We start from the raw sequence: 23,750 nt of genomic DNA, 5'->3' as shown, positions 1-23,750 counted from the left end.
CAGGCCGCTCGCGCCAGGGCCAGAGGCTACCGAAACGTCACGAACTTCATCACCATGATCTACCTGATCGCAGCCCAAATTGCCGACTTCCTTGCTCAATGAATTCCATTTGAAACGTCGAAGAACCCAAATGCGGGCCTGATGTTCGATGTAGGTCAGTCCCAGGGCGCGCATGAAGGCTTGCAGCACCCAGCACTCCTCGTTGTCCAGGGCGGCCGACCCGACCGAGGCAATGGTCTCGCAGCGGTTGACCGTCTCGCCCTTGGCGTTCTTCACGGTGAAACCGGCATCACGGGTCGCCTTGATGCGCTTGGCGATTTCCGGGATGGCCCATTCCCAGGTCTTTTCCTGCCATTTGTCGGAATTGGGAGCGCGATAGAGCACTTTTTGGGCGCGTCGAGCATTTTCGGTTAACTGCCAGATGCTGGCTCCCTTGGCGCACAAGGCTCCCTTGCTGATGGGGTGGTCCGGGTTGCCTTCGACGTTGACAGCGCGTCCGGCTCCATCCTTGGCCGTGCTGACCAGCAAGCCACACCCCACCGAGCAATAGCAGCAGACAGAGGTTGATTGTCTGGTCCCTTGCAGTTTGGCCACTTCTGCGGCGGCCTGGGCCAGGCGCAGATCGAACCCCAGTCCGCCAAAGGCAACGGTGAGGCTGCCGGCAGTGGCGATTTTCAGGAAATCTCGACGATGGATTCCCATGCCATTCTCCTTGATGGTGAATGAGCAGGCATCATCTCCCGCGTATCTCCCGGCAAAAGAGGATCAGCAGGGCGTAACCGTAGGGAGGCGTGGGGGTATGTCGCGCAACGGGAAGGGGCAAAGCGGGTGACGGTCGGGCGTTGCAACGAAGTAACGTGACCGGGGCCGCCAGAAGGTCGGTCAGGTCAAAGCCAAGCCCACGAAATGGCAATACGGATTCCTGCGTTTCCCGCATAGGCGGGACCTCCAGACGAAAGAGAAGAAGCGCAGGCATGTGCCGGCTTCGTTAGTAAAGTAGGCATGCCGATCCACGGCACGGTCAGACTCCGACAACAGCATCGGTGCCACGTCTACGGATCGGGCTCAAAGACGATAGGCCATAGCGCTCCCTCCTTTGTGGGTCTGTGGTGCTGGATTGTGTTATTACGAACATGTCACGAATGATCTACTAAAACGTGATTGCTCAAATGTTGGCACCGATTTCAGCATAACATTTTGTAAATTTGACTGAATTAAGACAAGTCACGCCCTGTTCGGCCTTGAACAAGAACACTCAGGAACGCTTTGGCTACCAGCCCAACCCCGTGGGGTGTCGCAACCGGCCATGTCCCTATGCGCAGATCGAATTGGTGCGGTATCCCGGTTGCGTGCGGAAATGCCGCAGCATGTCCAGAAAACCGGGCGCGGTACAACAAGAGGTACTATTTTGCAGCACCATTGCAGCCTGCGCTTGCGGCGCTCACTTTCTCGGGGTAAACATTGCCACAAAAGAGATAAAGCTTAACGTGCCAGGCACAACGAGAACAGAAAATGCGCCGCATTCTATTCTACGCTCTTGCCGCTCTCTTATTGCTGACAGCACTTGCTGCGATCTATTGGTACAGAACCGATTACCCAAAACAGCTGACCAATCAGGTTATCACGCTCTATCAGGCCGGCAAGTACGCCGAAGCCCTGCCAATTGCCCGACGAGCCCTGGAGATCCGTGAAAAGACTCTTGGCAAAGAGCATCCCGAGGTTGCCGTAAGTCTGAACAATATGGCCGAGTTGTATCGTGCCCTAGACGAATATGCCTCGGCCGAACCGCTCTACCAGCAAGCCCTGTCGATTTGGGAAAAAGCCTTGGGCCCGCAGGACGGTACGCTTGCCCAGGTACTGACTAATTTCGCTGGACTCTACACTTCCATGGGAGAATATGCCAAGGCCGAACCACTCTTCAAGCGAGCCCTGTCGATTTTAGAGGAATCGCTCGGGCCTGAGGATATAAACGTAGCCCGTGGGTTGGCCGGCCTAGCCGCCTTGCACTATACTATGGGGGCCTACACCAAGGCAGAACCGCTTTATCTTAAAGCTCTTGCTATCCTTGAAAAGTCTCAGGGGAAAAACGATCCAGGCGTTGCGGCAGCTCTCAATAATCTTGCAATGTTGTACCATGCCATGGGAGCAAATGACAAAGCCCTGTCGGCATATGAGCGCTCGTTTGGGATTCGTGTCAAAAGCCTGGGGCCAGAGCATCCGGATGTGGCTCAAAGCCTCAACAATATTGCCTGGTTGTATGCCTCCACAGACCAATATGCCAAAGCCTTGCCGCTCTACCAACGCGCCCTGGCTATCTGGGAAAAAACCATGGGTCCCGACAATATCAATGTGGCCATCAGTCTGCATAATTTGGCGGATGTCTATTGCGCCATGGGTGAATACGACCAAGCCGGGCCACTCTATCAACGCGGTTTGGCGATAGGTGAAAAATCCCTGGGGCCGCAACATCCATTGATGGCCAAAGGATTATACAACCTCGCCAGGATGATGGCTGCCAATGGCGAGGATTCGCAGGCGCTTGCACTTATGCAGCGGGCTGAAAAAATCCAGGCCGGGCTCATTGACCAAGTCATGGGTTTTACCAATGAAAGCCAGAAATTAGACTATCTGTTGATGCTTCGAACTGACCTTCAATTGTATCTTTCCTTCGTTGCCCAGCGGCTCCCCACGGACAAACCCTCGGTATTGAGTGCCTTCGAGGTCTGGCTTCGACGCAAAGGGGCGGCCCTGGAGGCGCAACGTCAGTTCCAGCAAGCTTTGGTTCTCTCCGGCGATGCCAAGGGGCAGGCGGTCTTTGAACAATTGGCGCGGTTGCGAACTGAATTCACGAAAATGCTCTATGCCGGGCCGGGCAAGGAGCATCCCGAGACCTTTCGGGCACATCTCGACGCGCTCAATAAACGGCAGGCCGAGTTGCAGGCCGAACTTTCCCGGCTGAGTCAAAGCTACGCGCGTGGCAGAAAACGGAGTGCGGCCAACGCCGCGCAAACGGCTGCCGCCTTGCCCCAAAATACTGCGTTGGTGGAACTGGCCAAAATCGAACGCTATGATTTTTCTGCCCGCAATGCGCCAAAGAAATGGCTCCCTGCCCACTACCTTGCCTTTATCCTCCCCGCCGGCGCACCGGATCAATTGGCGCTTCTCGATCTTGGAGAGGCCCAGGATGTGGACAAGGCCGTGGCCGCTTTCAAACGGGGGCTTGGGCCGGGCCAGTACTCCGAAACCAGCCGGAAGGCCGCCCACGAACTCTATGATCGTGTTTTTGCCCCCCTGGTCCCCCAACTCGACAATATCAAAAAGGTCTTTCTCTCCCCGGACGGCGAACTAAACCTCATACCCTTCGAGGTTCTGCTCGACCGGCAGGACCGGCCCCTCATTGAGGAATATGAGTTCAACTATCTCGGGGCAGGCAGAGACCTTGTGGGGATGGGAGAAATACAAACGGCCGGTGGGCCGGCCCTGGTTGTTGGCGACCCGGACTTCAATAGCGCTGCGGCATCGCCGCAACCCAACAGCAATGCGACGCGGCCTTTCGAGCAAGAGCCGTCCACCTTTCAACGCTCGGCGGATTTGCGCGGCATCACGTTCTCTTCACTGCCAGCCACCCGTGTAGAAGCCAAGGCCGTGGCCGATCTGCTTGGCCCGGATGCGCACCTGTTCCTTGGGGCCAAGGCCGTAGAGGAAGCGCTCCATATGAGCCCAGCCCCGCGTTATGTCCATCTCGCAACGCATGGATTTTTTTTGACCGATCAACAATTCCAGTCTGTCGTCAATTCCCGGGGAGCGGACGGAGACCCTCCCGCACTCGCATCAATTTCGCCGGGTCCCTTGCCTGCCCGACACTACGAGGACCCGCTGTGCCGCAGCGGCATCGCTTTGGCCGGAGCCAACTTGGCCCTGCGCGGGAAAGGAACCGATGGGATTGTGACGGCGGAAAAGTTCCTGAGTCTCCCGCTGACCGGCACGGAGATCGTCACCCTCTCCGCCTGCCAGACCGGCCTGGGTGACATCAGCAGTGGTGAAGGCGTCTTTGGCTTACGTCGCGCCATCATCCAGGCAGGAGCCAAGGGCATGGTCATGAGTCTCTGGTCCGTGCCGGACACGGAGACGCAAGAGCTCATGCAAGCCTTTTATGAAAATCTTATCAAAGGGATGTCCAAGGCCCAGGCGCTCCGCCAAGCCGCCTTGAAGGAAAGGGAAATCGTCAGAGATCGATATGTTTCAGACAATCCGTTTTTCTGGGGAGCCTTTGTCTATTTGGGAGAAAGATGACGATCTGTCGCAATCCGGTCTGGATGGCGCAGTGCAGCAGCCCGTGCGGGGAGTCGTGCCAACGCGCTCTTGACAAACAGAGACGTATTTTGATTCTCATAGATTGCAGTTTCGATTGCGACACCTCTTTTGTTGCGTTTTGACGGCTGTCCCAAACAGCAGGAGGAAGACATGCCTCGACGCCCGGTATTTTCCCTGGGATCACTGGTTGTCTTCGGCGCTGTCCTGGTCTGTGTGCTGCTGGCCAGCGGCGCGGCCTTGGCCGAGAACAGGCGGGGGACCACCACCGGCCCCACCACCGCCAAGGGCTATTCCCACCCTGACCAGTATTTGCACATGCCAGCGGTCAAGATCGCCGACAATTTGGAACCGGTCATCCCCCATTCGGACCAGGACAAGGCCGCGCGCGACAAACTCGCTGCCCTGGAAAAAAAATTCGGCAAAAAACCCAACATCGTGGTCTTTCTGCTCGATGACGTCGGCTGGATGGACGTCGGATTCAACGGTGGCGGCATCGCCGTGGGCAACGATACCCCCAACCTCGACACTTTCGCTGCCCAGGGCCTGATTATGACCTCGGCGTATTCCCAGCCGAGCTGTACCCCCACCCGGGCCACCATCATGACCGGACAGTTGCCGGTGCACCACGGCCTGCAGTACCCGCCCATGTATGGCCAGCCCGGCGGCCTCGAAGGTTCGATCACCATTGCCAGCCTCTTGTCCGACCAGGGCTACGTGACCCAGGGCATCGGCAAGTGGCACATGGGCGAAAACGAAGGCTCAATGCCCAACAACGTCGGCTTCGACGATTTTCGCGGTTTTCTGACGGTCTCCGACATGTACACCGAATGGCGCGACATGTCGGTCAACCCCGAAATCGCCCTGAGCCCCGAACGTTTCGCCCTCATGGAAAAGCTGCCTTTCAGTCGCAGCGAGGTGCACTGCATCAAGGGCGAGAAGGGTTGCCGGGAATTGCGGGAAATCGATCTGGACGTGATCAAGGGGCTCGACCAGGACTGGGCGGCCTATGGCGAACAGTTCATCCAGGCCCAGGCCGGTGTCCAAAAGCCGTTCTTTCTGTACTACGGCACCCGGGGTTGCCATTTCGACAACTATCCCAACGATGCGTTTGCCGGAAAATCCAGAGCCCGCACCAATTATTCCGACTGTATCGTGGAGATGGACGACGTGTTTGGCCGGCTCATGAAGGCGCTTGAGGCTTCAGGCCAGCTTGAGAACACGCTGATCCTTTTCTCCTCCGACAACGGACCGGAAGGTGAAGTCGCGCCCTATGGCCGCTCGCCGTTTCGGGGCTATAAGGGCACGACCTGGGAAGGCGGCGTCCGCGTGCCCACCTTCGCCTATTTCAAGGGCGTGATCGACCCGCGCAAGTCCGAGGGCCTGTTCGATCTGGCCGACATCTTCCCCACCGCCCTGTCCCTGGCCGGCAAGCCCGGCCCGGAACTGGCCAAGCTTCTGCCGGCCGACCGCTACGTGGACGGCATCGACCAGACCTCCTACCTGCTCGCTAACGGCGGCAATTCCAACCGCAAGAGCATCCTGTGCTGGTTGGGGTCGAACTTCGCGGCCGTGCGCATAGACGAGTTCAAGGTCCACCAGGTCGTGGAAATCACGGATATGATCACGAAGAAGGGCTACAACGCGGGCTTTAGCGGGGGCGTCGTGGACAAGACCGGCGGTCTGGTCATGTTTAACCTCTACACCAATCCCCAGGAAGACGACTCCATTGGCATCCGCCACATTCCGATGTGGAATCTGATCAATATGGAATTTACGCGCTATCAGGGTGTGTTGCAGAAGTTTCCGCCGAACTTCAAGTTGCCCGGCGGCTACTAACCCGCATGGGGCTGCGGACTGCGCGAAGGCCGGGGCTGGTTGCCTTGCTGGGACTGGCCCTGGCTTGGCTGGGGGGAGGGCTGCCCGGGCTGGCTGTCGCGGCGCAAGACCCGGGCTTCGCCGGTTCCTCCAGTTGCCGGCCCTGCCATGAGCAGTTTTATGGTCTGTGGTCTACCTCGCGCCACGGTCTGGCCATGCAGCCTTACACCGATGCCCTGGGCGCTGGCCTGCTGACCCCCCAGACCGAGGATCTCGTGGCTGGCGAGCGACGCTATCGGGCCTTTCTCGGCCCGGGCCAGGGGTTTGTCCGGGAAACCGGCCCGGCCGGCGACGTCACGGACTATCCCATGGTCCAGGTCCTGGGCGGAAAAAACGTCTGCTATTTCCTCACACCCCTGGAGCGCGGCCGGTTGCAGACCCTGCCCGTGGCCTATGATGTGGCGGCCAAGGCCTGGTTTGACACCGTGGCCAGCGGCCAGCGCCTCGGGCCGCACGCCCCGGGGACCGGGGCCGCCCGGCGCGAGTCGCTCGACTGGCGCGACCCGGCCTATACCTTTAATACCGCCTGCCATGACTGCCACGTCAGCCAGTTGTCCACCAACTACGATGCGGCCACGGACACCTACCACACCATCTGGCGCGAGCCCGGCATCAACTGCGAGACCTGCCACGGTCCCAGCGACGCCCACAACGCGGTCTGCGCCGCCGCACCCCGGGGCACCGCGCCCGAAGACCTCAAGATCCTTCGGATCGGCAAGGATTTTACCACGGCCCAGCGCAACGACGCCTGCGCCGCCTGCCATGCCAAGATGGCTCCCATCACCGCCGGCTTCGTCCCCGGCGAGCGGTTTTTTGACCACTTTGACCTGATCCTGCTCGAAAATGCCGATTACTCCCCGGATGGTAGGGATCTCGGCGAAAATTTCACCTTCACCTCCTGGCTGTCCTCGCCCTGCGCCCATTCGGGCCGGCTGGACTGCATCTTTTGCCACACTTCCAGCGGCCGGTTTCGTCAGGCTGCCGACCCGGATCAGGCCTGCCTGCCCTGCCATCAGGACAAGGCGGCCGGCCGGGACAAGCACACCCGCCATGGGGCCGACAGCCCGGGGGCGCGCTGCATCAGCTGCCACATGCCCAAAACGCGTTTTGCCCGCATGGCCCGCAGCGACCACTCCATGCGCCCGCCGGCTCCGGCGGCCACGGCCCGTTTCGGCTCGCCCAACGCCTGCCAGGGCTGCCATACCGACAAGGACGCGGCCTGGGCGGGCGGCCATGTCCGGCAGTGGCGCACCCGGGACTACCAGGCTTCGGTCCTGGCCCGGGCGACCTTGATCGAGCAGGCCCGCCGACGCGATTTTAGCGCCTTGCCGGCCATGCTCGATTATCTCGCCGCGTCGGACCATGACGCGGTCTTGGCCGCCTCGCTGGTGCGTCTGCTGCGCGTATGCCCGGACGCGCGCACGTGGCCGGCCTTGCGGGCGGCCCTGACCGATGCATCCCCGCTGGTGCGGGCCTCGGCCGCCGCCAGTCTGGGGGAAAACCGGGAGCCGCCGACCCTGGCCGCCCTGGCTAAGGCCTGCGCCGACCCCGTGCGTCTGGTGCGTATCCGGGCGGCCGAAGCCCTGGCCGGCGTACTCCCCCAGGCCCTGCCGCCGGACGGCAGGCGGGCCGTCACCGACGCCACCGCCGAACTGATCGCCACGTTTTCCGTGCGGGCCGACGATTGGACGGGAAGCTACAACCGGGGCAATTTCCTGTTGCGTTCGGGCGATCCGGCCGGGGCTATTGCGGCCTATGCGACCGCCGCCCGGCTGCGCCCTGACGCGACCGCCCCCCTGGTCAACGCCGCCATGGCCAAGGCCCGCCAGAATGATCTGGCCGGGGCCGAGGCCGCCTTGCGCAAGGCTCGGGAACTTGATCCCCAGAGCGCGGCCGTGGCCTATAATTTGGGGCTGGTGCTCGCCCAACGGGGGCAGGCCGGGGAAGCGGCCGAAGCGCTGCGGGCGGCGTTCACCCTCGATGCGACCCTGGCTGAGGCGGCCTACAACCTCGGCCTGCTCCTGCGGGCCACCGATCCCGCCGAGGCCCGGGAATTGCTGCGCCAAGCGGCCGCCTTGCGACCGGACAATCCGAAGTACGCCAAGGCCGCGCAGCCGCTGGACCCGGCGGTCCCGGGGAGCGGGGCACCATAGGCCAAGCGAAGGAAGCGGTCCGGCGGTCCGTGACCGGGTACCCAGGTGGCACGCGCGTGAATACAACCGGCAAGGTCTCAGGCGGAAGGGTCGGCCCCAGTGGCTTTTCGCGGTCCTTTCTCCGGGCAGCCGTCCTGGCCCTTTGGGGTGTGCCCCGTTTCGCAGGGGCTGGCCTACGCCGGTATGGCGTAGCGCGTGGCTTTCCTTGGCGTGGAGGTTGGCAGGCTGAAAATTTCTGTTTGCAATAATTATTGTATTAACAGTCGGTTCCGAGTCTTCAGGACAGCCCTTGTGATTGATTTCCCAAATAGCGCTTGTGCGCGCCCCGGGCCGGGCGTATCCCGGAGTTGCAGGGCCGCCGTGCGCTGCGGATCGTCCTGAGCAGGGCATCCAGAGCTGGCGGCAAGGCCCGGGCGTGTGGGGAGATCGGCCGGCCCTGGCAGAAACCAACGCAAAAACCAACGCCCCTCGTGTCACGTACAGTGACCGGACACCCGTCCCTTGGTGGGGCGAAGGCCTGATCATCGAGACCCGGACTCGCGGATACCGCCCGCCCGGGGCCCGGACGCCGCATGAGATCGCCGGACACAAACCCGGCGGACGACGGTAGCCGCCCGTCGGCGACTTGGGGACACCCCCGAGGAGTCGGTCATGAGTCTAATGGATGTCGGCGCCATAGCTGGCGCACTGGTGTTTCTGGCCCTGCTTGGTACACTCGTTTACAAGATGAGTCTGCGGCACTGAGGCAGTGTACGCTGGGCATGCTGCATTGACGGGCGTCCATCCCCATGGGGGGCGGACGCCCGTTTTGTTTGGGCCTGTCTCGTGTCACGGGTTGCCGGCCAACGATGCTTCCTGTTCGGCGAGAAAGACCGCATAGCCGCGTTTGAGGTACAGGGTGGAAAACAGGTACACGGCCCCAGCGGCGGTCGTTAAAGAAGTGATATCCTGAAATTCCTGGTCGCAGGACAGGGTCTTGAGGGCGGCCGCGATGGTCTCCGGGGCCAGATTAAACGGCGTTTTCTCGAAGAGTTCCACAGGCACGGGCCGGGGGTAATCCCGGGAGTTGGACCGGATTTCCTCGGCCAACAGCACTTCCGTGGCGTCTTTTCGGTCCAGGATGCGGGCATACGTGCGGCTGAGCAGCGCCAGATCATGGTAGACGGGACGGCCGGAAAGGCTATTTAAAGCTGCGATGCCGGGCAGGCCGGCCAGTATTGCGGCCAGCAGCAGGCACGGATTAGCCTCCGGCGGCGTGGGCAGTTGCGTGGCCACCCCGCGGGCCAGAAGTTGTTCCAGGATTTCGTCGGCAGCGATCAGGCGCATTGCGGCGCTGGCCTCCCGGACCGTATCGAGGACCGCTTGGGCCAGGTCGTCCGCGTTGGCTTCGCTCATTTTTCTGCCTTCGGCGTCAACCCGGCCGCGTCAAGCGCCTCGCCCACGTCCGCAAGCCCAAGTTCGGCATACCGCGCCTTGCCGGGCGCTCCCGTTTTCTTGTCCCAGCCCATGATCTCATAAAAGTATTCCATGGCCCGGGCGATATCGTCCGGGTCCATGCGGATGCTCCCCTTGGTGAACGGCGCGGCACCGTTTTGGTCCTTAAAGACCCAGGGCGGCACGAGGTCATGCCCCGCGCGCATGTCCACGTGCCCCATGTCCCGAATGGTCAGCGCCCGGTGGAGGGTGAAGATACGTTCTCCGGCCTGGTCCAGCCCCTCCCGATCCATGGCCTGCCCGGTGGCCAGACTGACAAACTTCGACTCCAGGCTGTCATCCCCGGCATAGCCGCGCTCTTGCAAGGGAGAGGCCGCCCAGGGGCCCATCCAGTTGCACACCCCCAGCGCGTCATGCAGTTCCTTGCGCACCAGCGACCATTTGGCCCGCCGGGCTTTGGGCACATTGGCGGGCGTATAGTCTCCCGGGGCATCGAGAGCGTCGGGCGAACCCCAGATGGCGGCGGCCAGTTTTTTCTGCACCTCCAGAGGCAGGCCGTTGCGCACGAAGTTTGTATGGGAGTGGCACTGGGCATCCCGGTTGTACTGGGTGTTGATGATCACCCCGCACTGGCCGTCGTCCTCGTTGGCATGGTGCTTGGGATGGCCCATCTTCCAGTAGGTCGTCGTGTGGTCCTCGGCCCACTGCGCTTCGGGGATGGACCAGTGGTCGAAAATCGCGCCCGTTCCCCGGCTGAGGACTTCCCCTAGTTCGCCCTGGCGGTTGGCGATGCGGGGGATGAGGTCAAGCAGGAAGGCCGGATCGGCGTTGTCGTACTTCTCCCAGGGGATGGAGGCGTATTCCTTGGACCCGAGCCGGGCCTTGAGATAGCCGCCCTCGTAGAGCTTTCGCAGATCGCGCTGCAACTGGCCGTAATTGGACCATAAGCCCAGGTCGTCAGCCAGATGCATGCCCACCATGCAGGCCTCTATGGCGGTCTCGCTGTTTTTTTGTCCGGCGAGCTGCGTAAAAAACGAGCGTCCGAACATCAGGGCGACGCAGGTGTTTTGGCCCGTGTCCGGGATGCCGTACTTGGTCGTCACCGATGGCACTTTGAGCATGGTGTGGCAGCGGATGGGGCAGGCCGTGCAGCCATTGCCGCGCACGGTGTATTTCCAGGCCGCATCGCCCAGGAAGTAGGCCGCGCTGTTGGTGCGGTAGGCGATACGGTTGGGGTCGCGCAGGGTGCCGGTGATTTCAACGGGTGGTTTGGCCGCACCCCAGCGCTTGCCGGGCTGGCCGATCCAACGGGAGGCCGGATTGTAGTATTCGGCCTGGGGCGTGGGAAAACTCGGCACCACATGCTGGTTGTTGCCGCCAAGGATGGAGAGATGAAACTTGATCAGCTTCTCCCACGCGGCCATGTCCCCGGCGATACGCACTGCGCCGCTGCCCTGCACGGCCACGGCCTTGAGGTTTTTGCCTCCCATCACCCCGCCCACGCCGCCGGCCGAGTGGGAGACGGAATTGACCACCATGCCCATGGGGGCCTGGTTTTCCCCGGCCTGGCCGATGGCCGCCACCACGCAGTCCGGCCCCATCTCCTGGCTGATCTCCAGGGTGGTCCGGCGGATGCCTGTGCCCCAAACATGCCCGGCGTCACGTATCTCCACATGGGCGTCGCGGATCATGAGCCACACGGGCTTATCCGCCTTGCCTTCCACGATCAGGGCATCATACCCGGCGTATTTGAGCTTGGCCGCGAAATGCCCCCCCATGTGCCCCGACCCGACCAGGGGCCTTGGCCAGCAGGTGGGAAAGATGGTGGTTATGGTGGTGCGTCCGTTGCACGGCACACTCGTGCCGACCAGCAGGCCGGCGGCAAAGATAAGCTTGTTCGCCGGATCAAAGGGGCCGGTCCCGGCCGGAACTTCGTCCCAGAGCACCCGGTAGCCTATCCCGGCCCCGCCGAGCAGCGCTCCGTAGCGTTCAAGGGTATCCTCGGTGCTGATTTTTCCGGTGGAGAGATCCACTCGCAAGACCTTGCCGACAAATCCACCGCTGCGTACGGCCATGACAGACTCCTTGCCCCGGGGCAGGGTTATTTCGCGGACTTCGTGCCGGCGGGGAGATGGCAGTCCAGGCAGGCCTTGGCCTTTTCCGGGGCAGTCACAGACAGGGTGGCCCGGCTCGGGCTTCCGTCGCGGGTGAGATCCTGCCAGGGCACATACCGAAGGGCCGCAGCCGGACAGGCCTCCACACATTTGGGATTGCCGTGGCACAGGGAGCATTTTGTGGCGACGCCGGCCTCCTCGTCAAAGGAGAGCATGTCCCAGGGGCAAGCCTGCTGGCACAGACGGCAGCCCACGCAGACGGCGGGATCGACCACGCGGGCCGAGGTTTTCGGATCAAGCGTGATGGCGTCCTGGGGACAGGCCGTGGCGCAGGGGACCGGATGCGGGCATTGGCGGCAGATACCCTGGACCACCAACCCATCGCCCCAGTCCCCGTGCATGGCGGTGCCACCCGTTGGACCGGTTGGGCCGAAGTTGACGGCCCGGGCGATCTTGATACGGGCCAGCGACGGCTGGGCGCGGCCGTCGTTAAATTCCGTACAGGCCAACTCGCATCGCTGGCAGCCCACGCAGCGGGTGGGATCGGCCAGGAGGCATCCCGTGGCGTTGTCCAGAATGACCAGCGGGGCGTTCTCGCCAAAGGCATCGCCCAGGCCCAGCAGGGCCAAACCGGAGAGCGCGCAGACAGAGAGCTTGAGAAAGCCCCGGCGGCTCAATTCGGCCTCGAAGCCGGAAGCCTTTGCCGCGTGTTCGATCCATGTTGCAGGGAAACCGCGGATCGTATGCACGTCACACCTCCCGCTCTGGCACTTCGCGTCCTGGGGACCGGGAAAAAACGCTCCACAATGATGGGTCTTAAGAGATTTATAAAACGCTTTTCGCCGGGCGTCCATGCCACATCGCGGCGGCGGAAAAGATCCCGGCACGCGAAGGCGGGCTTGGCCGTGGGGACGTCGATTGCCCTGGCCTTGGCGAAGCGGACGAAAACGCCGCCGCCGTTGTTGAAAAGCGCTCCAACGGGCTCGTTGGCGAGGGAGGGACCGCAAAACCTCCTTGCAGAACGCATGGAAGGCATCACAGTCCCCAAGAGCCAGAATGCGGCGTGGCGGTATTTTTAGGTCCGGTGCTCCACGCACGGATCAGATACGGTCTCCTCAAAGTTCCAAAACCGGTTCGGTTTGGCAAAGGACCGATTGATGGTGGCAAGGGGGAAGGCTTTCCCGAAAATATGGCGGTGATAGGCATCGGTGTCGTTTTCGATGTCGAAGCAGAATCGCTCCGGGTGCAGCATGTTGGCCAGGTAGCGCAGGCCAAGTACCCATTTGGGCGCACCAAAGTCGCTGGTCGGGATCGGAGCGGTATGGACGCGCCCTGAACGTACGGCCGCAACATCGATTCCGCTGCCTTTGCACTCCTCGCAAAAGGATTTCGGATCATTGGAAATAAACGAGGAGATAAAAATCACCTCGGGGTCAAGCCGACGCAAGACCGCCGCATCGATGGTCGCTCCAGGCCGGCCGTCCGCCTTGAGTACGGTGTTGATACTGTCGCCGCCGGCAACGCTGACCAGATGGTTCTCAAAACGGTCGCCTTTGATGGCAAAAAGCGGTTTGCCCATGGCATAGTAGGTTCGGGGACGCGCGTGCACTTCCAAAGCGCCCGCCCGTACCGGTTCGATCATGGCCGTCAGATACTCCAGCAGCCCGTCTGCCTGCCGCTTGCGGCCAAGCACGTCGCCGAAGTGCCGGATGAGACCGAAATAGCCCGCAATCGTTTGGATGCCTCGGTGCAGTTCCAGCAGCATGCCCTGGGACAAGAGATGCTCCCAGGCCCCGACCACTTCGGCCTGGCTTGTTGCGCCCATGGCCAGGCACAAGGATTCCACGATTTCCAGTCCCCGCGTAAACGGATAGCCGCCTTGAAAGGCCTCTTCCCGCATGGCCGGCGGGGAAACCGACCCCACAATGGCCGCATCGCTGCCGCACCGGCCACACGTCACTTCGCTTGCTGCCACGTCCGGGGCCAGGGACAGCAGACGCGCTCCCATGGGACCGTAAAAATCCCGGCTGACGATGGTCTCGCCGCATTCCGGGCACAGGGTGTCCAGCCCCCGCGTGCCCGGGGTATTAAAGACGTAGGTGTTGGGCAGTATCCGGCGCAGCTCTGCAGCAAAGGCCTCGGTGTCGGCAATGGGAGGTTCCAGGGCCGGATCGGCCGTTTCGATGGGGACAAAGCGCATGAGTTGCAGCACGAAGTGTTTGGATATCCCGGCCAAAGCCCGGGCCAGTTGCCGGGTGTCCTCACGGTTGTCGCGCCGGTCCATGCAGGCGACTTCCACATGCACCCCGTGCGCATGCAGCAGCCGGATATTGCGCAGGACCACGCCCGGATCGCCCCCGCCGCAGGCCTGCATGGCCGCGGCACTCATGCCCTTGACTCCGATGTTGATGCAATCAAGCAAGCCAAGCAGCGGCCGCAAGGACGCTTCGGTGAAATAGGCGTTGGAGGCGCAGCCGACCAGAAGGCCCCGGTCGGTGGCAAGCCGGGCCACGCGCAGGAAGGTATGATAGGAAGCCAGGGGATCGTTCATTAAAAACGCGATTCCCACACACCCCTTGGCCAGCGCCATATCCACGATGGCCTCAGGCGGCAGATGCCGCAGGGCCGGGCTGTCGGGACGCATTTCCCGGGCCGTGACCGTGGCGATGCAGCCTGGGCAGGCGAAGTTGCAACCGACGGTGCTGACTTGCAAAAACGGTGCGCCTGGATGGAAGTGGAGCAGGGGAATGGTTTCCACAGAGATGGGGCTGGTGATGAGGTAGCGGTCGGGGAAGCGCTCGACCATGGCCCCCCCGGCGTTGGCATACCGGCCGCAGGCACCGCTGGCACCCACCGGCACACGACAGGCCCGTTGGCAAATCTGGCACAACATGGCCGCCCCCTATTCCGCCACCGTCTGGGATGAGACGGGTTTTCGCAGCGTGACCCACACGCCGTAGGCATCGGCCTGCACCGTGGCCTCCGGCACCCCGGCCCTGGCCAGCACCTTGTCGAGGTAGCCGTCCTTTTTCCAGTCGTTGCGTGCATCGGCATCCCCATCCCCGGTCCACTTGGGTCGCATGGCCCGGACCTCCTCAAGGGGCTGGTAGCGGCTAAAGCCACAACCGATAAACCCCGTGCCGCCCGGGGCCAGCACCCGGTACAACTCTTCAAAAGCCGCCACATGGTCCGGCCAAAACGGAATCGAACCCCGGCTGATAAGCAGATCCACGCTTCCGGCAGCCAAAGGCACCTCGGTGACATCGGCCTTCAGGAACCGGAACCGCTGCGGGGGCAGGCCATGGCGAACGACATTTTCCCGGGCTATATCCAGCACTTCCGCCTGGGCGTCCAGGCCGATCAAGGCGCAGTCGGTCAGTTTGGCCAGTTCGATAAGCACCGGGGCGCCGCCCGTGCCCACATCCAGGCACACGCCGGTGCGGATGCCGCAATCGTCCACGATCTGGCGGGCCAGCAGGGGGTACATGGCGGCGAACCGGTGGTTGGCGTCGTAACGATAAAAGTCTTTGTCGATGGGTGTGTTATCCATGGAGCTGTTCCTTTGGGCGAGGCCTGGCGTCGGGGTTGGCGGAAGGGGAGGCGGCGTCGGGCGCAACCGGTGCCGGCCGACTGCGGTTCATGCGGTCGGGGATGCAGACCCGGATCGCTTCATTCAGGGAAACAACGGAAATGTCCGCTTCGTAGAGGCGGCTGAGATTTTCCCGTGTCACGACAGCGCGGGGCGGGCCGTCGGCGACCACCGCACCCTCGTGCAACAGGAGAACCTGGTCAGCCACCCACAAGGCGTGGTCGGGAAAGTGGGTGGACATGACGCAGGATTTCCCCTCGGCACAGAGTTCCTCGAGAATTGCCAGGAACTTTGCCTGATGCCCGAAGTCCAGGCCGTTTATGGGTTCATCGAGCACCAGGGCCTTGGCTTGCTGGGCCAGGGCCCGGGCCAGCATGGTCAGCTGCCGCTGGCCGCCGCTTAAGCGCGTCACCGGGACGTGCGCCAGATGTCCGATGGCAAACCGGTGCAGGGCCGCCAGGGCGGCGTCCCGGTCCTGGCTTGACGGACGGCCGAAAAACGAGGTGCTGCCGGTCCGGCCCATCAGCACCATTTCCAGGGCAGTGTAGGCGAAAGGGGGTTGGTGCAACTGGGGCACATAGGCCACGCGCCCGGCCATCTCCCGCCTGGGCATGCTTCGGGCCGGGCGGCCGCCAACCAGCATCCGCCCGCCGGACGGGGCCAAAAGCCCGAGCATGAGCCGCAGCAAGGTGGTCTTGCCGCAGCCATTTGGCCCCAGCAGACAGACCAGTTTTCCCGCCTGCACCCGAAACGACACCCGGCGAAGCACAGGTGTGCCATTGTAGCCAAAAGCCAGATTTTCGGCGGCAAACATGGCGCTATTTCCCCCAGGGCTTGCGGGCGTTTCCAAGGACTAACGGAAAAAACGGGATGCCGACCAGGGCCGTCAGGATGCCAAGGGGAATCTCCACCCCGAAGGTCAGGCGGGAGACATCGTCCACCAGCAGCAGATACACCCCGCCCAGCAGGGCCGTGGTGGGCAATAGCGTCCGGTTGGCAGGGCCGACCAGCATGCGCCCGGCGTGGGGGATGATCAGTCCCACCCAGCCGACCAGCCCGGCGATGGAGACAGTCCCGGCGCAAAGGACCGTGGCGATGGCAATAAGGCCAAGACGGACCCGGCCGACCTCCAGCCCCAGGCTCTTGGCCTGTTCATCGCCAAGGCTGAGCAGATCGAGCTGGCGGGACAGAAGAAAGAGGCCGGCCATGCCCAGGCAGAAAACCGGGGCGGCCCGCAGCATGGTTCCAGAATCGGCCCGGGACAGGCCGCCCATGAGCCAATAGGTGATGGCCGGCAGTTGGTTGGTGGGATCGGCCACGTATTTGACGGCAGCAAGCAGGGCCGTAAACAGGGCCGTGCTGATAACGCCGCCCAAAATGAGCAACAACAACCGGTCGCCCTGGCAACTCCGGGCCAGGGCCAAGGCCAGCCCCACCGCGACGATTCCCCCGGCAAAAGCGCAGGCCTGGACGACCAGCCAGTTGGCCCCCGCCAGCATACCCAGGGCCGCGCCAAAGGACGCCCCGGCCAAAACGCCCAGCAGCCCCGGCGAGACAAGGGGATTGACGAACATGGACTGAAAGGCCGCGCCCGACGTGGACAGGGCCGCGCCGATAAGGATTGCAGCCGCGAGCCTCGGCGCCCGGATGTCAAAGAGCACGAGACCGATCAACCGGGACCGTGCCGCGTCAAGGGGCGTTTCGCCGCCGAGTGCCTGGACCAGATAGTGCCACTGATCGTCAAAGGAGAGAGGGTACTGGCCGGCCGTCAGTGACCAGAGGGTCGCCACAAGCAGCACCACGCCAAGCAGCCAGGGGGCAAGGCGCGCCCTGGCCGGGGTGCGCAAGGTCTCGTCGTGGCCGGCTCTCACGGCTTGGCGGCACCGGTTTGCCCAAGCAGTGCCCGGGCCTCGGTTTCAGTCACCTCCCTCTTCCAGAAAAGCTTCATAAATACCTGGATTTCCAGGATCATGTCGTAGTGAAACACCTCCGGATACAGGGTGTTGGCCAGCCATTTCACGCCCAGCAGGCGCATGAACGAGGGCGGCCGGTCAAACCAGTTCAGCGGCAGATCCGGGATGTTGAGCACCCGGCCCTCGCGCACAGCCGGAAGCGCGGCCCACAGGGGCGAGGCCAGGATCATGTCGCGGCATTTGGCGTCCTGGGCCAGGATGACCTTGGGCGCGTAGCCAAGCACGGTTTCCATGGTCACTTTGTCCATGCCGTAAATCCGGGTCTGGGGCGCGGGATGGACATTGATGCCGCCGGCCAGGGCCAGAACCTGGGTGTGAAACGAGCCCTGCCCGTCGGTGTACAAGCCGTCGCCGCCCTCGGCGTAGTAGACGGTCAGGCGCTTGTCCTCGGGGATGGTGGCCAGGCCGTTGCGGATGGCGGCCAGGGTCTGCTCGGCAGAGGCGGCCAGGGCCTCCCCCCGCTCCTTGCGGCCAAGCACCGCGCCCAGGACGCGCAAGGCCTTGGGGTAGGCCTCGGGCGAATCGCTGTCGATGTGGACCACCGGAATGTTTAAGCTGGTGAAAAAGGCCTCGAAATCCGTGTTGCCCTTGGCCATGGAGCCGCTGATGACCAGATCCGGCGCGGCCTTGAGCAGCGCTTCCTTGTCGGGGGTCATGCCCTGGCCGAAAAAGCCGCCAAGCACCGGCTGGTCACGGGCGCAGGGAGGATACCATTCCCGTGCCTCCTTGGTCTGGGGATAGTTCCAGCCGGCCAGCAGGCAGGGATCCAGGGCATACACCAGCAGGGTGTCCGGCGGGGACAGGGCGTACACGCGCTTGGGTGCGTCGGGTACGGTGACGGTGTGGCCGTCCATGTCTGTGAAGGTTGCGGCCAAGGCCGGAAGTGTCGGCAGACACAAGGCCAGGGCCAGGATCAGGGCCAGTGTGGCGTTCACAAAAAAACATTTATGTTTTTTTTGTGAATAAAAATAATAACTGCAGCGTGTTGCTATTAGGTAAGCCATAACGGCTATTGCCGAGCGCGACACGAGGAGCATGGCCAGACGCAGCGGGCAAGGGGCGGGACGGTGCATGGCGGCATTCCTTTGGCATCGGAGGTGGTTTGGGGCCGGCGGTGCGGCAGGCGTTGGCCCGGCCGGCCCCATTTTTCCGGGCCTGTGCCAAGGCACCGGCTCCGGCGGATTTCCCTGGCAGTATACCCCCGGGGCAAAAGGGGAGGCAACCGGACAGTTGTTTGAATTCATCAAATTTCTCGGATAGATACCGATAAGGGGCAGACTATTTACGCTCACGCGAATTCATAAATAGAGTCAGGTGGCGATAATTTTCCGTACAATGCCTCTCCGTATCAGTACAATAACTTCATCTTTCTCTGTGATATGGTGTCTTGTTCAGTTGGCTTTTATAGTCGATCACGGATGACGCAATTTTCGTGTTTTTATCAATGGAAAAATTCTTCTTGGCCTACGCAATATGGAAGTGTTCGTGTAAATCACGGAATTCGAGCCAAGAGTGATTCTTTGAATGGTGCATACCATAGAAATAATGTCGTGAATTCTTCAAATTCCAATCGGCGTGCCAGTGCATTATTTTGGTGTAAATTTTATCTTACTGAATTTACACGATTTAAATATAACCATCTGAATTGCTGTCACTTTTACAAGTTTGTACCCTTAGGCCGGGTTCGTTCGCCACGAACACCGGTGCGACATGGGGTTTCGCCGGTCCGGTTTCACAGCAATGAGGAAGGACGTATGAAGAAAACACTTATTTCAACCCTGACGGCCCTGTTTGTTCTGGCCATGGTTGGTGCGGCCTGGGCGGCTACGGAAGTGAAGATGGTGGGAGACGCCCTGGTGTACGGGTCGTATTTCGCCAACCGCAATTTCACCGGCTGGAACGCCCCGGCCTGGACATCCACAACACCGACCTGGAGCAAAGCCGGGAAAAAGACCGAGGAAACCTTCGAAATCTGGGAGCGGTTCCGGTTGCGCACGGACTTTGTGGCCAATGAGGCTGTGAAGTTTCGTCTGGAAATGAAAGTGGAGGACACCTGGGGGCACGGCACGTTTACGGCCGCCAATCCCGAAGTCTCCCTTATGATCTACGGGGCCTACCTGCAGTTCAAGCTGCCTGGCACGGAAGTGGAAGTGTCGGCCGGGCTCCAGAACGTGGCCCTGCCCCAAAGCAAGCTCTTTTACGGCTCGCCGGTGTTTGGCGACCGCATGGCCGCGCTTGTTGTCGAAGCGCCGCTGATCGATAAAACCCTGAAGCTGATGGCCGGGTTTGGCCGGCTCATCGACACCAACCGGACCTACGACACGACGACCACCCAGGTGGCCGACGAACTCGATGCCTACTTCCTGGCCCTGCCCATCACGGTGGAAGGCCTCAAAGCCACGCCGTGGGCCACGGTGGCTGTGGCCGGCAAGGATGCCAACCTCTTCACGCTCAAAAGCTCCCAGCAGAACTCGTCGTTTTATGCCGACAACCTGACGTCCGCCGGGACGTACGCCACGCCGGCCTTGTGGAAAAACGCCCAGAACGCCTTCTGGTGGGCCGGCAGCGCCTTCGAGGTCACGGCCCTTGATCCCGTGAAGTTCTATGGCGACGTGATCTACGGGGCCGGAGCCCTGAGCGACCGCACGAAAAGCCGTCGGTCCGGCTGGTTCATCGATGCCGGCGTGGAATACACCGGCTGGGATCTGCTCACCCCCCAGGTCTATGGCTGGTGGTCCACGGGCGAGGACAAATCAACGCGTAACGGCTCCGAGCGGATGCCCATGATCCGTCCCAACTGGGGACCGGGCAGCAGCTTCCTGTTCGATGACAATCAGGAACTGGTGAAAAACTCCAACATGGGCATGAGCCCGGTCGGCTCCTGGGGCTTGGGTGCCACCCTCGACAACATCTCGTTTATCGACAAGTTGCGCCATCGCCTGACCTTTCTGTTCGTGCACGGCAACAACGCCGCCAGAGCCATCCGCGACCTCAATACCCTCATGGGCAGCAATCCCTATTTCCAGATGGGACGGGATCTGACCGTGAACGAGCATGTATTCGGCGTCAACTTCGACAATAAATACATGATCTACGAAAACCTCGCCGCCATCGTCGAAACAGGTTGGGCCCACGGTGAATTCCAGCAAAGTGTCTGGGGCCATCGTCTGGTCAATCAGTCCCGCTCCGGCGATACCTGGAAGGTCTCCTTCGGTCTGTCCTACAAGTTCTAAGCGTCAAACACTCCTGACCGTCAGGCAAACGGCCGCAACTCCAGGGTTGCGGCCGTTGTGTCGTGTAATCCCTCCGTTGACAAAGGAGTGCTAGGCCAGCATTATGGGTACTTGCTTTTGTCACATTTTCTATGCCGGGCAAAGATGCAATGCAGTAGGACAAACAATGGCGCGGTGCGCGGCGATGGAGGTGGCATCATGGCGACGGATGGTCTACGTGGATGCTTGGCGAGCTTTGGGGGGCGCGTTCCCTGGATGGGGCGCATCGTGGGCGTTGGTATCGCGGCGATATTTGTGCTCTTGGCCGTATGGCTTGCCGGCTACCTCGCTCCTGTGGCTGCCTGGAGCCAAACAGCGGATACAGCGCGCGACGTCGCGCTGCGACAAACCCAAATGCCCGCGTCGGATGCACAACAGCCCCCCCCGGTCATGACGGCCCGCGACAACGAGGAATGTTACGGCAATAATCGGTTCGGCTTTGACCTCTGCTTTCCGGCCGGTATCTTCACGGCTCAACCTGCGCCGGAAAATAACGACGGGCGCACTTTCGTCTCCCGGGACGGCCGCATTGAACTCCTCGTTTGGGGCGGCCATAACGCGTTGAACCGGACCCTCGCCCAAGCTTTTACCGAAGCCAAACAGGAGGCGGGGCTGGCCGTGACCTACCAAGCCATGAAAAACGACTGGTATGTGGTCTCCGGCTATCTGGATGGAAAAATTCTCTATCAAAAGACATGGTTGCGCGGAGACGTCTTTTACAACCTGCGCCTTGTGTACGCAGAGTCTGCCAGGGAACAGGCCGATCCCATTTTGCGCGCGGTGGTCAAGAGCTTTCGTTTCTAGGCCCTCCTTGGGCGGCGAAAGCCAACACACAATCGCGCCGCCGTTTTCACGGAGTCTGAAAAGCGCCGCAGCGGGCCGGGCACGACTGAGCCGCCACGGCTCAGGACGGGCAATGCGCACAGGGAAGGGGCCAGCCGCACACCCCCCTGGACCTCAAGTCTATTGAACCCCGCTTATTCCTTGCGCCCGGGATTTGTGGTCGCGGCCTCCCGGGCCGGGAGGGTTCTGAGCCGTCGGCCCGTGGCCCGGCGATAGAACCATTCCAGGCCGAAGGAGACCGGAAAAAGGCCGAGCATGGTCCAGAAGGCCGGTCTCGAATGCGTGTACATGTTGGAGCCCAGGACGCCCAGGAGCGACAGGCACAAGACAATGGACAGCCAGATGTATCCTGGGCGGCCGCCGGTTGTGGCGCGCAATCGCAGATGGGAATAGGCGACGGCGGCATAGATGAAAAGAAAGGCACCGCTGCCCATCATGGCCACGCTGGAAAGGTCGAAAAAGAGCACGAAGACCAGCACGAGGCCGGCCGTCAGGAACAGGCCTTCAGGCGCGCGTTTCCAGACCAGACGGTCGAAGGCTGGAGGCAGTTCCCCGTCCCGGGCGATCATCCAGCAGACGTTGGCCGCGCCGTAGAGGGTGGCGTTGAGCGCCGCTGCCGTGGCGAAAAGCGCGCCCACAGCGATGAAGGTGAAACCCTTGCCGCCCATGAAGGTGCCGGCCGCCTCGGACAGGGCGTAGTCTCTGGCCGCGTCGATGCGCGCCAGGGGCAGATGGCCGAGCACGGCAAAGGACACGCCGAGATAGACCACAATCACAGTGCACACCGAGAGATAGAGCGCCTTGGGCAGGGTGCGGGATGGATTGGCCATGTCGCCGGCGGCGTTGGCGACCAGGCCAAAACCTTCGTAGGCGATAAAGAGCATGCCACCGCCGAAGGCGATGTCGGTTGGCGCGGCCCAGTTGGCGCTGGAAAGCCCCTGCCAGTCGGCGGTGGCGCAGCCCCAGACCACGAACACCGCCAGCACGGCCATGTTGACGGCAACGGTGAGCAACTCGGAACGCCCGACCCAGGCCGCGCCGAAGACGTTGACCAGGGTGAAGAGGAGCACTGCGGCGGCGGCACCGGCCTTGGGCAACCAGGGAATGCCGACATGGGGAAAAAAGGTCATGAGGTAGCCGGCAAAACCGGCGGCGTACATGGCCAGGGCGATGACGTAGCCGATCCACATATAGATGTTGAGCCCGCCACTGAGGATGCCGTCGCCAAGGCCGCGCACCAGGAACTCCACTGCGCCGCCCTTGGTCGGATAGCGCGCGCCGAGCTTGGCATAGTTATACGAGGTGGCCAGGGCAACCAGGCCGCTCGCCAAAAAGGAGAGCCACAAGGCCGAGCCCGCAACTTTGGCGGCCGAACCGAAGATGGCGTAGACCCCGCCGCCGACCATGCCGCCAATACCGATGGCGACGGCTGCGGCAAGGCCCATCTGTTTGGACGCGGCTGGGGCGGAAGGTGTGGCGGGCGTGGATGCGGGCGGCATGGCGTGACTCCGGCTGGGATTGCGGCAACGCGCGGGCGAGCGGACACACTGGCCGCCGCCACAGGGGAAGCAGATGTCAGCGGGCAACGAGTTTGAAAGAAGCGTGTTTGAGATCCTCGCCGAACTCTTCGCCAAGTTCTTCTAAATTATCGTCGTCTTTTTCAAAGGCCCAGGTGATGTCCACCCGGTTGCCCCGGGCGGCAGCGGCGTCAAGCAGGTCAAAAAGTCCCATGATGATTTTGGCGGTGCTGCTGTTGAAATACAGAAAGTGGAACGTAAACTGAAGGGCTGCATTTTCAATCGCACCCAGGTGGTCTTGCAATTGTGTGATGGGCGACCCGTAGAATTCCTTGATATCCTCGGGGTAGGATTCCCCTCTGAGGTAAAATTCGTTGGCGTCGAAATCGAAGTGAAGTTCCGGCGACCGCTCGGTTGCTTCAATGTGTATGATGCTCATGGCAGCATTCCCTTGTTACGAATAAAAATATTTCTCGAAAAGCTGCACAGGGGCTGGCTAGGTGTTTTGCTGCAGAAAACGTCCCATCTTTATATCTGTATTCATTTCTGTCCGGCTAATTTAGAAGAGATAGCCTGCTAGAATTGTTTGGTTTTAAGCGTTGCCGTCGCGGGTCAATGAGGTCGAGAATTTCACATTGCTGAAACAGATTTCGTTGCACCAGCCGG

Annotated in this window: 15 protein-coding genes and 1 pseudogene; 5 read left to right on the top strand and 11 right to left on the bottom strand. The window is 61.8% G+C overall.

Annotation, left to right across the window (positions count from 1 at the left end):
- Nucleotides 1-129: 129 nt before the first annotated feature.
- Nucleotides 130-702, bottom strand: a pseudogene (locus GTA51_RS18065) (formate dehydrogenase-N subunit alpha); the annotation flags it as partial.
- 810 nt (nt 703-1,512) lie between these two features.
- On the opposite strand from GTA51_RS18065, the gene GTA51_RS18060 reads away from it, so the two are divergent.
- The 3 genes from GTA51_RS18060 (at nt 1,513) to GTA51_RS18050 (ending at nt 8,342) form a co-directional block, all read left to right on the top strand.
- Nucleotides 1,513-4,293 (top strand): CHAT domain-containing tetratricopeptide repeat protein, encoded by a 2,781-nt coding sequence (locus GTA51_RS18060; protein ID WP_160963598.1) that lies wholly within the window; start codon nt 1,513-1,515, stop codon nt 4,291-4,293.
- 171 nt (nt 4,294-4,464) lie between these two features.
- The gene (locus GTA51_RS18055; protein ID WP_160963596.1) at nt 4,465-6,150 is read left to right on the top strand and encodes a sulfatase-like hydrolase/transferase; all 1,686 of its coding nucleotides are present in this window, start codon (nt 4,465-4,467) and stop codon (nt 6,148-6,150) included.
- Nucleotides 6,151-6,155: 5 nt separating this feature from the next.
- The gene (locus GTA51_RS18050) at nt 6,156-8,342 is read left to right on the top strand and encodes an ammonia-forming cytochrome c nitrite reductase subunit c552 (RefSeq protein ID WP_160963594.1); all 2,187 of its coding nucleotides are present in this window, start codon (nt 6,156-6,158) and stop codon (nt 8,340-8,342) included.
- A gap of 828 nt (nt 8,343-9,170) precedes the next feature.
- On the opposite strand, the gene GTA51_RS18045 is transcribed toward GTA51_RS18050, so the two are convergent.
- The 8 genes from GTA51_RS18045 to GTA51_RS18010 all read right to left on the bottom strand — a co-directional run bounded on the left by GTA51_RS18045 (nt 9,171) and on the right by GTA51_RS18010 (nt 18,387).
- Nucleotides 9,171-9,737, bottom strand: a complete 567-nt coding sequence (locus GTA51_RS18045) for a YdhW C-terminal domain-containing protein (protein WP_160963592.1) — start codon at nt 9,735-9,737, stop codon at nt 9,171-9,173.
- Entirely contained in the window at nt 9,734-11,851 is a 2,118-nt protein-coding gene (locus GTA51_RS18040) for an aldehyde ferredoxin oxidoreductase (RefSeq protein WP_160963590.1), read from the bottom strand. The genes GTA51_RS18045 and GTA51_RS18040 overlap by 4 nt, the downstream gene beginning before the upstream one ends.
- A gap of 26 nt (nt 11,852-11,877) precedes the next feature.
- Nucleotides 11,878-12,639: a 4Fe-4S dicluster domain-containing protein gene (locus GTA51_RS21430; protein ID WP_160963588.1), complete on the bottom strand. Its 762-nt coding sequence runs from the start codon at nt 12,637-12,639 to the stop codon at nt 11,878-11,880.
- Nucleotides 12,640-12,965: 326 nt separating this feature from the next.
- Nucleotides 12,966-14,783 carry a radical SAM protein gene (locus GTA51_RS18030; RefSeq protein WP_160963586.1) on the bottom strand — a complete coding sequence of 606 codons (1,818 nt, stop codon included), beginning with the start codon at nt 14,781-14,783 and terminating at the stop codon, nt 12,966-12,968.
- Between the two features lie 9 nt (nt 14,784-14,792).
- Nucleotides 14,793-15,440: a class I SAM-dependent methyltransferase gene (locus GTA51_RS18025; RefSeq protein ID WP_160963584.1), complete on the bottom strand. Its 648-nt coding sequence runs from the start codon at nt 15,438-15,440 to the stop codon at nt 14,793-14,795.
- The gene (locus GTA51_RS18020; RefSeq protein ID WP_160963582.1) at nt 15,433-16,293 is read right to left on the bottom strand and encodes an ABC transporter ATP-binding protein; all 861 of its coding nucleotides are present in this window, start codon (nt 16,291-16,293) and stop codon (nt 15,433-15,435) included. The genes GTA51_RS18025 and GTA51_RS18020 overlap by 8 nt, the downstream gene beginning before the upstream one ends.
- Before the next feature lie 4 nt (nt 16,294-16,297).
- Nucleotides 16,298-17,350: a FecCD family ABC transporter permease gene (locus tag GTA51_RS18015; protein ID WP_343039533.1), complete on the bottom strand. Its 1,053-nt coding sequence runs from the start codon at nt 17,348-17,350 to the stop codon at nt 16,298-16,300.
- On the bottom strand, nt 17,347-18,387 hold the full coding sequence (locus GTA51_RS18010) for an ABC transporter substrate-binding protein (protein WP_343039532.1): 1,041 nt from the start codon (nt 18,385-18,387) through the stop codon (nt 17,347-17,349). Before GTA51_RS18010 ends, GTA51_RS18015 begins: the two co-directional genes overlap by 4 nt.
- A gap of 819 nt (nt 18,388-19,206) precedes the next feature.
- On the opposite strand from GTA51_RS18010, the gene GTA51_RS18005 reads away from it, so the two are divergent.
- Nucleotides 19,207-20,685, top strand: a complete 1,479-nt coding sequence (locus tag GTA51_RS18005; protein ID WP_160963580.1) for an outer membrane homotrimeric porin — start codon at nt 19,207-19,209, stop codon at nt 20,683-20,685.
- 198 nt (nt 20,686-20,883) lie between these two features.
- Nucleotides 20,884-21,528 carry a hypothetical protein gene (locus GTA51_RS18000; protein WP_160963578.1) on the top strand — a complete coding sequence of 215 codons (645 nt, stop codon included), beginning with the start codon at nt 20,884-20,886 and terminating at the stop codon, nt 21,526-21,528.
- A gap of 173 nt (nt 21,529-21,701) precedes the next feature.
- Here GTA51_RS18000 and GTA51_RS17995 read toward each other — a convergent pair whose 3' ends face one another.
- Both GTA51_RS17995 and GTA51_RS17990 read right to left on the bottom strand, forming a co-directional pair.
- Entirely contained in the window at nt 21,702-23,066 is a 1,365-nt protein-coding gene (locus GTA51_RS17995; RefSeq protein ID WP_160963576.1) for an APC family permease, read from the bottom strand.
- Nucleotides 23,067-23,142: 76 nt separating this feature from the next.
- On the bottom strand, nt 23,143-23,523 hold the full coding sequence (locus GTA51_RS17990) for a DUF1987 domain-containing protein (protein WP_160963574.1): 381 nt from the start codon (nt 23,521-23,523) through the stop codon (nt 23,143-23,145).
- Nucleotides 23,524-23,750 lie beyond the last annotated feature (227 nt).

Origin of the sequence: Solidesulfovibrio aerotolerans, from assembly GCF_009856865.1 — a bacterium.
GTDB classification, from domain to species: domain Bacteria; phylum Desulfobacterota; class Desulfovibrionia; order Desulfovibrionales; family Desulfovibrionaceae; genus Solidesulfovibrio; species Solidesulfovibrio aerotolerans.
Note: the sequence above shows the minus strand (reverse complement) of the source record. Positions and strands in the feature narration are given on the sequence as shown.

Coding starts and splice junctions, on each gene's coding strand:
- GTA51_RS18040 (WP_160963590.1), bottom strand. CDS start 11,851: ATGGCCGTACGCAGCGGTGGATTTGTCGGCAAGGTCTTGCGAGTGGAT.
- GTA51_RS18060 (WP_160963598.1), top strand. CDS start 1,513: ATGCGCCGCATTCTATTCTACGCTCTTGCCGCTCTCTTATTGCTGACA.
- GTA51_RS18045 (WP_160963592.1), bottom strand. CDS start 9,737: ATGAGCGAAGCCAACGCGGACGACCTGGCCCAAGCGGTCCTCGATACG.
- GTA51_RS18000 (WP_160963578.1), top strand. CDS start 20,884: ATGGCGACGGATGGTCTACGTGGATGCTTGGCGAGCTTTGGGGGGCGC.
- GTA51_RS18030 (WP_160963586.1), bottom strand. CDS start 14,783: ATGTTGTGCCAGATTTGCCAACGGGCCTGTCGTGTGCCGGTGGGTGCC.
- GTA51_RS18020 (WP_160963582.1), bottom strand. CDS start 16,293: ATGTTTGCCGCCGAAAATCTGGCTTTTGGCTACAATGGCACACCTGTG.
- GTA51_RS18050 (WP_160963594.1), top strand. CDS start 6,156: ATGGGGCTGCGGACTGCGCGAAGGCCGGGGCTGGTTGCCTTGCTGGGA.
- GTA51_RS18025 (WP_160963584.1), bottom strand. CDS start 15,440: ATGGATAACACACCCATCGACAAAGACTTTTATCGTTACGACGCCAAC.
- GTA51_RS17995 (WP_160963576.1), bottom strand. CDS start 23,066: ATGCCGCCCGCATCCACGCCCGCCACACCTTCCGCCCCAGCCGCGTCC.
- GTA51_RS18005 (WP_160963580.1), top strand. CDS start 19,207: ATGAAGAAAACACTTATTTCAACCCTGACGGCCCTGTTTGTTCTGGCC.
- GTA51_RS17990 (WP_160963574.1), bottom strand. CDS start 23,523: ATGAGCATCATACACATTGAAGCAACCGAGCGGTCGCCGGAACTTCAC.
- GTA51_RS18055 (WP_160963596.1), top strand. CDS start 4,465: ATGCCTCGACGCCCGGTATTTTCCCTGGGATCACTGGTTGTCTTCGGC.